Annotated in this window: 9 protein-coding genes and 1 riboswitch; of the genes, 2 read left to right on the plus strand and 7 right to left on the minus strand. The window is 55.9% G+C overall.

Annotated elements, in window-relative coordinates:
- The first annotated feature begins 6 nt into the window (after positions 1-6).
- Positions 7-576, plus strand: coding sequence for a lipocalin family protein (locus tag AC0V61_RS03150; protein ID WP_486155824.1), 570 nt, complete (start codon positions 7-9; stop codon positions 574-576).
- Between the two features lie 197 nt (positions 577-773).
- On the opposite strand, the gene AC0V61_RS03155 is transcribed toward AC0V61_RS03150, so the two are convergent.
- The 6 genes from AC0V61_RS03155 to AC0V61_RS03180 all read right to left on the minus strand — a co-directional run bounded on the left by AC0V61_RS03155 (position 774) and on the right by AC0V61_RS03180 (position 9626).
- Positions 774-1019 carry a RidA family protein gene (locus AC0V61_RS03155; protein WP_486155825.1) on the minus strand — a complete coding sequence of 82 codons (246 nt, stop codon included), beginning with the start codon at positions 1017-1019 and terminating at the stop codon, positions 774-776.
- Between the two features lie 17 nt (positions 1020-1036).
- Complete coding sequence (locus AC0V61_RS03160; protein WP_486155826.1) at positions 1037-2857, minus strand: AAA family ATPase; 1821 nt, start codon at positions 2855-2857, stop codon at positions 1037-1039.
- Positions 2858-3149: 292 nt separating this feature from the next.
- Positions 3150-5048 (minus strand): phosphomethylpyrimidine synthase ThiC, encoded by a 1899-nt coding sequence (gene thiC / locus AC0V61_RS03165; RefSeq protein WP_486155827.1) that lies wholly within the window; start codon positions 5046-5048, stop codon positions 3150-3152.
- A gap of 36 nt (positions 5049-5084) precedes the next feature.
- Positions 5085-5196: riboswitch (TPP riboswitch) on the minus strand.
- 272 nt (positions 5197-5468) lie between these two features.
- Positions 5469-6551: a hypothetical protein gene (locus tag AC0V61_RS03170; RefSeq protein ID WP_486155828.1), complete on the minus strand. Its 1083-nt coding sequence runs from the start codon at positions 6549-6551 to the stop codon at positions 5469-5471.
- A gap of 183 nt (positions 6552-6734) precedes the next feature.
- Positions 6735-8759 carry a winged helix-turn-helix domain-containing protein gene (locus AC0V61_RS03175; protein ID WP_486155829.1) on the minus strand — a complete coding sequence of 675 codons (2025 nt, stop codon included), beginning with the start codon at positions 8757-8759 and terminating at the stop codon, positions 6735-6737.
- A gap of 264 nt (positions 8760-9023) precedes the next feature.
- Positions 9024-9626, minus strand: a complete 603-nt coding sequence (locus tag AC0V61_RS03180; RefSeq protein ID WP_486155830.1) for a thiamine biosynthesis protein ThiC — start codon at positions 9624-9626, stop codon at positions 9024-9026.
- Between the two features lie 208 nt (positions 9627-9834).
- On the opposite strand from AC0V61_RS03180, the gene AC0V61_RS03185 reads away from it, so the two are divergent.
- Complete coding sequence (locus AC0V61_RS03185) at positions 9835-11085, plus strand: cytochrome P450 (protein WP_486155831.1); 1251 nt, start codon at positions 9835-9837, stop codon at positions 11083-11085.
- Here AC0V61_RS03185 and AC0V61_RS03190 read toward each other — a convergent pair.
- Entirely contained in the window at positions 11082-12557 is a 1476-nt protein-coding gene (locus AC0V61_RS03190) for a serine hydrolase domain-containing protein (RefSeq protein WP_486155832.1), read from the minus strand. The two genes, AC0V61_RS03185 and AC0V61_RS03190, sit on opposite strands and share 4 nt — an antisense overlap.
- Positions 12558-12569 lie beyond the last annotated feature (12 nt).

Raw genomic sequence — 12569 nt, forward strand, 5'->3', positions numbered from 1 at the left:
CAACGCATGAAACACCCCATTCTCACAATCGCTCTCTTAGCCCTCACCAGCCTCACCAGCGCCTGTGCCGGATCGCCGGGACCAGTTGGCAACCTCGCTGTGCCAGAGCCTGCAAAGCCGGTGGAGCTTTCCGCCTACCTTGGCACATGGCACGAATACGCCCGCTATGAAGCGCCTTTCCAAAAGGGCTGCGAGGGGGTGACGGCGGTCTATTCCCTGCGCGAGACGTCCAACGCCTCCAACATCCGCGTGGTGAATGCCTGCTATAAAGACGGGCTTGATGGCGAATACAGCGAGGCGCAGGGCCGCGCCAGGATCGTCGAAGGGTCCAAGGGTGCAAAGCTCAAGGTCAGTTTCTTTGGCCCCTTCTTTGGCGATTATTGGGTGCTCGACCGGTCAGAGCCCGGCTCCGATGGCCAATACCAATGGTCCATCGTTGGCGAGCCAAGCGGGCGATACCTCTGGATGCTCACAAGGGAGCCGCGCCCTGATGAAGAGCTGCGCGCTCTTATGGAAACACGGGTCCGCGAGCTTGGCTATGACTGGGAACTGGTGCGCTTCACCCAGCAAAAATGAGCAGGCCTTAGCCCCCGCTCCTACGGTGCCGCGCTAGCTGGGATTAGAGGCGATGCACGCGATTTCGATTTTGCGCGCCAGCAGCAAGGTCCTTCACCGCCATGATTGATCTGGTGGGATAGAGATCGGGTTTGGGAGAACTCGGCGATAACCTGCTTGAAGGCCCCAAAGTCTCCCCAATCCGCTGCCTCAAAGACTTAATAGGCCCGCCGCGTTTCGGCCTCGATGCCGTTTGTTGGCTTGGTGTCGGTGGGGCGCGCAAGGCCGAGTTGTCCTGCGAGGTAGAGCGTGTCGCCGACCTGCACAGCCCGCGAGAACGGCGCAGAGGAGGCCGTGTTTGGGAGGAACTCGGGGGTGGTGGCTGGCAGGCTTTGCGGGAAAGTTGGCGTTGCGGCGAGCGCTAGGGTGAGGAGTGCGGTTAGGGTGGTGGTTGGGTGGGGCATATCAGTTATTCGCAGGCTCAGTGGCTCGTTAGCTGCCGAAGGAGAGCCTCGAATGCACTCAGGGTATCATCTTTAAGGACCGCTTTTATCGACTTAATCTTAGTCTTAGGAAGTAAGTTTAATGCTCTGAGAATCGCCAAGAACTCTTTTTTTGAAACTCTTGGGTTTGCTTCGCCGAGAGCTATCTCACTTAGAGCAGTTTTTTCCTCACTACTGAACATATCTTCAATCTCAGTATTTTTACCCGGCAAGTGTACGATGTGCTGATCGGTCAACCCAAGCGTCTTCTTGTATTTCTTCGCAGCCTCAACTCCGTCCTTGTCGTTATCCAAAAGGACTTTGAACCTCGTGTTCCATCCAGTGTTTAACGATATCAAGGTCGCTAGATCATGTGCCGAACTCCCCGGATAAATAGCGTGCGTCTTCTCTAAGTCTAACACCTCGTGTATCAACTCAAGTGCCAGCGCATCGGACGGTCCTTCCGTTATGATCGCCTCCTGCCAAGGCACATCAAAGTTATTGGGAACAATATCTAAACAGTCCTGCAAAGGTTGATAGTAACTTGTCTTGGCATTCTTACCTTTGATGTACTCACCCCACTTTCTGCACTGGACCAGCCCCTTGTCACGGCTGACAACATATGTGTTTTTTACGTTCCCCGGTGCGATCAGGTACCTGCTATGGGTTGTGTAAATTAGCGTTGTATCTTCGACGAGTGACGCAAAATCTGCGACCATTTTCTGCTGTGCAGTGGAATGAAGATTGGATGCAGGTTCATCGATCAAGTAGACTGGCTTTCCCGAACCCTCCCTTAGTTTCTTTCTTCGAAACTCGGTTTTCATGAGGAACGCTAAATACCATACCGCACCCTTGCTGCGCTCGTGGACAGAGAAGGTCGTGCCGTCGCTTTCTGATATCTTGATCTGGAAGCACTTCTTAGCGGGATCGTACGTTATCTCCGCATCATCGATTTCTCTGACTCCAGAGAGGTTTTCCCACTTCTCCGTAAATGTCCGCTGCAATGTCTTGTTAACACGTTTCAACACCGAACGTGCGTCATCTTCCCTAGGGTTCTTCTTATTGAAGTAACTCTCAAATTTCTTGATCGAGTATTTAGGATCGGTGTTATAGAATAGGCCGTCTACAATCTCATACCATGATGGATTGAATGCATGACTTCTTTTTGAAGTGTATACCTTGTCCGGGATTGAGTCTTGGAAATCCTCAAAATACAATATGAATGGACAACGGCTGACAATAGTTTGAGCAATGATCCTCTCAAGCTTTGGATCGCTCAAAGGGGCTTGACCCTCAATTCGATAGTAGCTTTGGCCGGGCGCACCGTTATTGAACGGGATAACCCTGCTAATCTGAACGACACGCGTTTCATTTAGACCAGCTAGAAATGCTTCGACTTCGCTTTTCACCGAAACATCAAATCCCGCAGCTTTCAGTGTTTTTCGAAATGTCGCGTAAGAAAGTGGTTCAGAAAAATTTATATCTGCAGTCAAAACGCAAGGAGTTGCACTCTCCACATCTTGCTTGTTCCTCATTGAGGTGAAATAGCGTTTAAGTTGAGTGTGATCGGGGTCGTTGTTGAAGTCGAACGACTCGATTGCCTTCAATATGCTCGTCTTCCCCGACTCATTAAGCCCGAGAAGAAGCAAAAGATCGTTCTTAGAGAAATCAAGGTTTACGTCTTTGAGTCCACGAAAGTCCCGTAAACGAAAACCCGCGTAAGAGAAAAAGTTCTCCGGCTCCTTTTCTTCGTCAAAAAATACGGGCAGTGGGTCACTGTAGTAGTCGAACCAAACTTCTAATATTGCTCTTAAGATCATTGAGGTCACCTTCCGAATAAGAAGGGTGCGCGCTCATAGCGGTTCCGTCAAGCAAACCGGGGATTAGTTCTATTTTGACCACTGTGAATAAGCAATCTACTCCACCATCTTCACATACAAATCCCCGCCATCGGGTATTTATCGCTGACCTCTTCAAGTTCGTTCAACCCCAGCCCCGTTCGTGCTGAGCTTGTCGAAGTACGATTGGCAAGCGCAGTGCGTGCCCTTCGACAGGCTCAGGGCGAACGGGTTCTTGCTCGCATGAACAGAGTGGATGGGTTGGTAGCGTCCCTTACTCCGCCGCATCCTCCGGCAAATACAGCTCGCGGCCTTTCTCGTCATAGAGCTTGGACATCTCCTCCATCCCCTTGATCGCGGCCTGTCTGCTGGCCTCGGCGGTTTCTGCGCCCAGTTTCTCGGCGGCAAGGAAGCTTTCGGGGCTTTCGTTTTGCTTGGCGGCGAAATCGCGGACCTCTTGGCTGATCTGCATCGAGCAGAACTTGGGACCGCACATGGAGCAGAAGTGGGCGGTCTTTGCGCCCTCGGCGGGGAGCGTTTGGTCGTGGAATTCCTCGGCCGTTTCGGGGTCGAGGGACAGGTTAAACTGGTCGCGCCAGCGGAACTCGAAGCGCGCTTTTGACAAGGCATCGTCGCGCACTTTTGCCGCCGGGTGGCCCTTGGCGATGTCGGCTGCGTGGGCGGCGAGTTTGTAGGTCACCACGCCCACTTTTACGTCGTCGCGGTCAGGTAGCCCTAAGTGCTCTTTGGGCGTCACGTAGCAAAGCATGGCGGTGCCGTACCAACCGATTTGGGCCGCGCCTATGCCGCTGGTGATGTGGTCATACCCGGGCGCAATGTCGGTGACGAGCGGGCCCAAGGTGTAGAAAGGCGCCTCACCGCAGACTTGCAGCTGCTTTTCCATATTCTCTTTGATCTTGTGCATGGGGACGTGGCCCGGCCCCTCGATCATGACCTGAACGTCCTGCTCCCACGCGCGGTGGGTGAGCTCTCCCAATGTGTAGAGTTCGGAGAATTGCGCCTCGTCATTGGCATCCGCGATGGAGCCCGGACGCAGGCCATCGCCCAGCGAATAGGCGATGTCATAGGCTTTCATGATTTCGGTGATGTCGTCGAAATGCTCGTAGAGGAAGCTCTCTTTGTGGTGCGCGAGGCACCATTTCGCCATGATCGATCCGCCGCGTGAGACGATGCCGGTAACGCGCTTTGCGGCCATGGGCACATAGGCGAGGCGCACGCCTGCGTGGATGGTGAAATAGTCGACGCCTTGCTCGGCCTGTTCGATGAGAGTGTCGCGGAAAATCTCCCAGGTGAGGTCTTCGGCAACCCCGCCCACTTTTTCTAGCGCTTGGTAAATCGGCACGGTTCCCACCGGCACGGCAGAGTTACGGATGATCCATTCGCGGGTGTCGTGGATGTTGCGACCGGTGGAGAGGTCCATAATAGTGTCCGCGCCCCAGCGGGTGGCCCAGACCATCTTGTCGACTTCGGTCGCGACGTCAGAGGCCACGGCGGAATTGCCGATATTGGCGTTGATCTTCACAAGGAAATTGCGCCCGATTGCCATGGGCTCTGATTCCGGGTGGTTGATGTTGTTGGGGATGATCGCGCGGCCACGTGCCACTTCGTCCCGCACAAATTCCGGCGTGATCACATCGGGGATCTCCGCGCCCCAGCTTTCGCCATCACGCTTAAAATCAGCGGCAAGTTCGCGGCCAAGGTTCTCGCGCTCGGCGACATATTCCATCTCCGGGGTGATGATGCCTTTGCGGGCGTAGTGCATTTGGCTGACGTTGTGGCCAGCTTTTGCTCTGAGAGGCCGCTTCACAACATTGGGGAATTGCGGGACGCCGCCTGAGCGGTCGGGGCCGAGCTGGCCGTTATCCTCTGGCTTTACCTCGCGCGCGTCATATTCCTCGACATCGCCGCGTGCGTTGATCCAATCGGAGCGAAGGCCCGGAAGCCCCGCGTTAATGTCGATATTGGCCTCTGTGTCGGTGTAGGGGCCGCTGGTGTCGTAGACGCGCACCGATGGCTCATCGCCCTCAAGGTCGATCTCACGCATAGCGACGCGAATGCCAGAGCCCGTGCGCGCACCGACATAGACCTTGCGGCTGCCACGAATGGGTCCGGTGGTTACGCCAATCTCTACGGGTGAATTGATGTCGGCCATGTTTGCTCGCTCCTAAAGGCGGAATGCGAGCGTGTGGTCCAAGCCAAGCCCGCTCCCTCCGCCTGTGTTAACAGGTTCAGGTTCAACGGGTCGGACGGTGCTTAATCGTCCCTCTCAGCGCAATAGCTACGCTCCCCGGGGATGGGGGAGGTGTTACGCCTCATGCAAGCGTTAGTCCATAGCGATCAGGTGCAGTTCTCGCCTTTGCTTGCACCTTTCCTCGAGGGATGAGCCACTGGCGGTTTGGCAAAACAAGAGGCCGTGCCCGGTATTGAAATGCCGCTTTGCGCCAACTTTTGATGGATGCAGATGGGCTAAAAACTCTCCGCGAATGGGATCGACGCGGACACCGTCACCAAAAAAACCGGGAAGGCGCAATTGCACCTCCCCGGCTTCCCAACGCACTCTATGAGAATGCGATTAGGGGGCTACGTTTTGGCTTACTGTCGCAACGTTATTGCTGCCCGTCTGGGTAACGCTGGACACATCGCCAAATCCGCCCTGAGTGACTGTTGCAAGGTTTGAAAGCCCGTCCTGGAACATCGTCGAGATGTTGTCTTCGCCCCCTTGCGTCAAAAACGCTGTGTTGGTGGTGCCCGATTGGGTGATCGTGGACTGACCGTTTAGCCCCTCTTGAACCACCGTCAGCGTGTTGCCCTCGCCGCCCGCCGTCTGCACGGTGATCGAGCTGTTTTCATTGCCGATCTGCGTGATGAACGCCATATCGTCATTGCCCGATTGAGTGGCATTTACCGAGTTGAAGTCACCGATCTGCTGGATATCGAGCGGCACGATGAAGAAACCTCCATCCGCAGCCGTTCCCGTAAGGTCGCCGGTTGAACCATCGCGCAGGAAGACCGCATCATTGTTGTTGCCGGTCTGCTGGATGAAGCCTGCATTCAGCGCTTCATTGTTCACCGTGGAGACGGCAAGACCTGTGTTGTTGTTACCGAACTGAAAAATCGCAGGTCCCGAATTTTCGCCAGCCTGGATGACTGTGGATTGGTTTTCGTCACCCACCTGAAGCACTGCCGTGGTGGGATCAATGCCGCCTTGCGACACGAACGAGCTGTTACCCACGCCCGCTTGATTGACGACAAGGGTTGGAGACGCCGCTGGAATGCGATTGCCGTTCAAGGACGTTGGCATGGAAAAGTCATCATGCGTGCCCGTTTGTTCAGCAATCGATACATTGTCCGCGCCTGTTTGGATGACATCGATACCGGCAAAGATTGCAGGATCGGTTGCGACTGTTGATTGCGTGATGGTCGATGAGTTGTTCGTCCCATCCTGATCGATAAAGACGATGCCCACCGTGCCTGACTGAGTGACGTCTGATGCGTTGCCTGTACCGATTTGCGTAACGGTCGCAGCGTTATCATCGCCCGTTTGCGTAACGGTGCTATCGTTGGATTGTGCCATCGCTGGCGCTGTGATCGACAAGGATACGATGCCTGCACTCAGTAGCATCGTGGAACGAAGTTTGATTGAACCGTAGGTCATGTATTGCCCCCATTTGTTGGTTGAGGAGGCCTTGGCTAATTTCGCTTGGTCGATCTGTCCTGATCGGGGTCTGATTAAAGTCTGATCTTTTTGTGACTTGAAAGAATGTCTCTTAAAATCAGTTTTCTATGCATCCGAAAATACGGAACGATGCACCGGCAACATAGCAGATTATCCGCGCATTCAAGGTGCCTCATAGGGCTTTATTGGAGATATCGGGAGGTTTTGCACATGCCCGCGTGCCCGGCGGACCTCGATCACGCTCTTTAGTCCGGGACGATTGAAAAAGGCATGGTAGCGAGGGTCTGCGCGCACTTTTTTAGGCCACAGCTTATCATCGGTATCAAGGATATACATCACCACGCCAGCAGTGGGCCTGTCGAAAGGGTACGTCTCAAGCCTTTCTAGCGCCAGTTCATAGTCCCCGCTCGCCGCTATGAAGGGAATGGCGTTCACATCGGTGGTGATATAAAGATCGTCCCACCCCTCGGGCAGTGTCCGCCGTTCTCGAACCGCTGCACGAACTGCCGAATATATGCCGCCGGGATCGGGAAACCCCATATCCTCACCGCGTTCGACCAGCAGCTTCCGGTCGACTTCATACATCGTATCGTTGGTCAGCCACATCAATCCACGGTCCCACCAGAACATTTCATAGGCGCAGCCCGAACAGCTCGACGCAAGCCGGCGAAGCTCAAAATAGTCACCTGTCGCAAGCAGGGAATGCGAGCGCATATTCTTGAATTCAAAATCAACCGGATCAATCCGCAAAGCTTGGCGGTAATGGGTCAAGGCATGCTCGTGCTCTCCCACTTCGGCGAGCATTGTGCCAAGCGTGTATTGGCCCAGAGCATAATCGGGATGGTCGCTAACGATTGCCTGCAACGCTTCGATAGAGGCCTCAACATCGCCGCCATAGCGCAAAGAGAGCGACTGTTTGGCAACCCGTGCGAGGAGATTATCAGGAGCAAGCTCAAGCGCACGCTTGGCCGAGTTTTCTGCGACGGTTTTTTGTTCAGCGAAGGACCCAGCAAGCAACCGATTGGACTGCGCCACAATCGCCAAGGCGGCATGGGCGGGCGCAAAATCAGGCTCAAGCCGGACAACCTGCGTCAACTCGAGATAGGCGTTTTGCCGATTATCAGCCATGCTCCTGCCAGCGAAATACTGCATTCCGCGTAAATACGCCTCGGAGGCTTCCGGATCGTCTATCCCCGCCCCTTCAAATGCGAGGCCGCCAATGCCGAACCTTGAGTTCAGAACCGCGGCCAGCTCGGATGAGAAGTTGTTGACCAGCAGATAGGTAAAGCGCCTTTTGCCGCGCCGCGTGCTGCTCCAGATTTTGCGCGAGGTGGCCGCTTCGACCAATGCCATGGTCATCACAACATCGTCGCCGCTGTAGCGCAAATTGCCTTCGACCACGTGCTTGATGTCCAACCGGTCTGCGATCTGAGAAGGGTCAAGTCCCATCTGGACGAGACTTGCAACCGAACGATCAGAAGCAAGGCCAAGACCGGAAAGACCGTTGAGATTGGCGTTCATAGTGGCCGCAATCCCGCCTCCCAACCGCTGACCATCCTCATCGGGGGCATCGATTACTTCAATTGGCAAGATAGCAAGACCGACGGCTTCGGCAGGCTTAGCTTGACTGCTTTGGAACAATGCCCCCGAGGACCACAGCAAAGCGCCAGCAATCACAATTGTGAGCGCGATGGCTCCGAGCAAAACCTTTGAGGGGAAACCTTTAAACGCGCTCGCCTCTTGTGCAGTGCCGCTATCAGTGTGCTGCTGATCTGTTGAATGGCCCGATTGATCCGGGCCCGATTTACCCGTGTCGCCCGCCTCATCCAAGATTGCATCCAACGCGTAGCCGACCTTGGGGACGGTCCGTATTGAAAAAATGTCTCTGCCTGCCTCCTTGGCAAGGTCCTTGGAGAGCTTTCTGAGCTGTGAGATTATGCGCGTGATCGCGTCATCACTGATGGCTGCACCGTCCCAACAGTGGAGGATCAATTCCTCTTTTGTGGCGACCTTGCCCTTCAATGAGTGGAGCAAAACCAAGACTTGCATCACACGAGGTTGGACCCGGAACGCGTGTTCCTTGTGCCGGATTTCACATCTGGCAGGACAAACAATCGCCTCACTAAGCGAGAAGTCTGCCGTCTCCGCAAGATTAACGCCAATATTGTTTTGGACTGACTGGTCCAAACCCCACCCCCTGCCAGTTACAGCAGCCTGAGTGTTAGACAGTGAAACGCACGAGCACCACTAGAATGTAACAAGAATGCGCGTGGCACCTTGTTATTTAAGCCGGCAACTATGCCCGGGCTTTCGGCTTTGCTGCCTGCACGTCAAATTCCCTGTGGATGCTGGGCTGAGCTTGGCTGGGCTGGGCGGCTGATGTCTGCTTTGGGAGGGCAAAGTTTCGCTTATCGCATATTGATACAGCGCCGGGTGCGGCTGTTTACCGCCTCAACTCTCATCCTTAGCCATCCCAAACAAGCACACCGCCAGTAGGATCGTCGCCAGCACGCCCGAACCACCTGCAAGCGGCAACTCGCCTGACCAATCGCGGCCCATGGCCATTGAGAGGATGTTGGTTACGAACGCGATCGCGCCAACAACAGCGGTCAGCCCTCCAATCGCCTTTGCACCTTGCGCCAATTTCGCCATGCCAAAGATGATCGCGGCAAACGCCAGCATCGCCTTGGCAGCGTTATAGACCATGAAGGAATAGGCGACGACCGATGCTGCGGCAGGCTCCATGCCTTCGACCGCGCCCGCTGCCTCGAAGAAGGGGCCGAATTGCGTGAGGCCTACGCCCACTTGGATGATGTTAAGGATCGCTGCAAATCCGATTGCGACAAAGCCAATGTGGTGGCTTTTTGCCTGAACCATGGCGGTGCCTGCGAACAACGCGGTCATCACGAAAAGCGCTGCCTCAGAGCCCCAGAGCAGCTGGCGCGGGACATCGGCCTCAGCCACATATAGCGCGGTGTAAACGGCCTGTGTGACCGCTGCGATAAGCAGCAGGATGGCCGTCAATTTGACGTTGCGATTGAATGTGAAGTCCATGGAATTTCGTCCCCTATTTGAAAGCTTTCTCCCTGCTTTTCGGTGCCCATGCAAGGTCGGTTACAAAGCTGGGCTAAGTTTCAGCTGATCTTTGTGGGATGACATCTTTGTGGGATGACATCTTTGTGGGATGACATCTTTGTGCGATGACAGGGCCCCCGCCTGCGTGCACACTGTGCCCCAAGACATAAGAGAGGACCCGTACACCATGGCAAGAACTCTAAGTTCAGGTAAGGCCCCCACCGACAAAGCCATCGCCCCCTTTGATGTGAGCGATGAGACGCGTTTTGTGGATGACAGTTGGCGCAACGTGTTCGCTCAGCTTCGCCGCGATATGCCGGTGAGCTACTGCCCGGAAAGCGTGTTTGGACCCTATTGGTCGGTGGTGACGCATGATCTGGTGAGCAAGGTGGAGTTGGATCACAAGACCTATTCCTCCTCACATGAGCTGGGCAATATCGTCATCGCTGACCCTGAGCCTGAGAACAATCTTCAGAACTTTATCGCAGCCGACCCGCCGACCCACACACAGCAGCGCAAGGTCATCGCGCCCGCCTTTAGCCCCAGCCAGATGAAAATCCGCGACGAGCAAGTGCGCGCGCGGTGCAAAGAGCTGCTTGATGAGCTTCCGATCGGGGAGACATTCGACTGGGTAGAGCGGGTCTCTATTCCGCAAGCCATTGGGATGCTCTGCATTATCTTTGATATGCCGATTTCGGATATGGAGGATTTGCGGCGCTGGTCGGACTATGCCAGCGGCGTTTCGGCGGAGAATATGAACGATGAATGGCGTCAGGCCTTTATGGTTCAAATGATGCAGATGCTCGGCCGGTTTGACGAACTGCTCGAAGCGCGCAGGGGCGAGGAGCCTGCCGATGACCTTATCAGCCGGATGGTCCATTCAGAGGCGATGGGCAATATGACCCCGATGGAGCGCCTGTCGAATATCGCTCTGTTGATCGTGGGCGGAAACGACACGACGCGCAATTCAATGAGCGGGCTGGTGCTCGCTTTGAATGAGTTTCCCGATCAGTTGGACGCTCTGCACGCAGACCCCTCGCTCATCCCCAATGCAGCCCAAGAGATTATCCGCTGGCAGTCCCCCGTGCTCCATATGCGCCGCACAACGACTTGCGATACCGAGCTTGGCGGGCAGCATATCGCCAAGGGGGAGAAGGTGGTCATGTGGTATATCTCGGCCAACCGTGATGAGGCGCTTTTTCCCGATGCGGACCGGTTCGATGTGGCGCGCGATAATGCGCGGCGGCACCTTGGCTTTGGCCACGGTATTCACCGATGCGTGGGCGCGCGGCTTGCTGAGATTCAGATCGGCACTCTGATAAGCGAGATTGTCGAGCGCGGCTGGCGCGTGGTGCCGCAAGAGGCTCCGACGCGGCTTTCAAGCCCGTTCCTTCGCGGTATTGCTCAGCTGCCGGTGAAGATCGAGAAACGCGGCTAACGTTTCAAAAGGCGGATTTCGCCCTCGACGCTCAGCGCTTTGACTTCGCCATTTTCGCCGCGTTCAAGTTCGAAATTGAGGCCTTGGCTCACGAACAAATGCTCAGGCGAGCGGGGGTAAATACGGGTGCGATCAAGGATCACTCCGTCGAGCCACAAGTCCCCACCTTCGTTCGAAATGGTGACGGCGGCATTTTGATCGCCTTCGCCAAAGACATATTCGCCAGCGATTGCGCCCAGCTCGCCCTTGCTCAAATCTGCAAGCGCCCGCTCTTCATAGGCGTCCTGCCTCCAGCCATAGACATGGCCTAGGCCGCTGAGCATTTCACGGATAAGCGCGCCGCCGCTGTCAGAATTGGTGAGGATCGCAACGCTCGCCCGGCCATCGGCATAATTGATCCAGCGCGCGCTGTAGCCGGGGTTGTGGCCGCTATGGACAAAGGCCACGCCGTCGCCCGCATTATTCAGGCCAAACCCAAGGCCGTGCGCCTCGGCGCTGTCTGGCACCAACTGGCGGGCTAGACCCTCTTCAAGGATAAAATTGCCCGACGCGCGCGCCTTTGCGACCAAGGAGCCCAGCTTCACAAGCTCGCTCGGCGTGGTCCACATGCCAGCGGCCGCGAGCTCTGGATAGGCGAGCATTGCGCCCTGCATCGAAGCCGCGTCATCGCCCCTATGGCCAATGGCGATATTGGGATCTTTGGCAGGGTAATCGAAATTGCTGCGCTTCATGCCGGAAGGGGTGAACAAGCGGCCCTCGACCACATCGGCAAAGGGTTGCCCGATGGCGTCCTCGATTGCGAGTTGCAGGATCGTGAAACCGCCACCCGAATAACGATAGGCCTCTCCGGGAAGCTTGCTCACCACCACGGCATCGGTGTTGGCGGGATCAGCGCCATCAAGGATTTGCGGCAGTGTTGGGACCGCCTCTCCGATCGCATAGCCCCTAAACCCATGCACATTGGTACCGGCACGGTGCGACATTAGGTGGCGCAGTGTCACCGGCTGCGCGCGGGTGAACTCGTTTTCGGGCACCTGCCAACTGGTAAGCTGCGCATTCACCGGCTCGTCCAGCGATAGGAGCCCATCTTGCACCAGCGCCAACCCTGCAAGGCTTGCGACCGGTTTGGAGAGCGAGGCGGCTTGGAACAGCGTCTGCGTATCAACACTGCGCTCGTCCGATTTATCCGCGACACCGTACGCCTTCGCCCACACAAGCTCGCCATCAATCGCCACTGCGATGCTCACGCCGGGCACATTGTGGTGCGCCATGCGCTCTTCGAGGGTCCATACTGTCTCAGCTTCCCCTTTGACCCCATATGTTGGGCGAAGTCCCTTTTCGAACAGTGCGATTTTTTCGCTGTGGTCTGACGCCTCTATCTCTGGCTCGGCGACCTGCGCTGCAACCGGGAAGCCTGCGAAAGCCGGGGCGAGCAGTGACAATAAAAGCGAGGGGAAAATGGGCCTGCGCATAATCAAGCGTTC

Source organism: Erythrobacter sp. JB1-4, assembly GCF_057365025.1.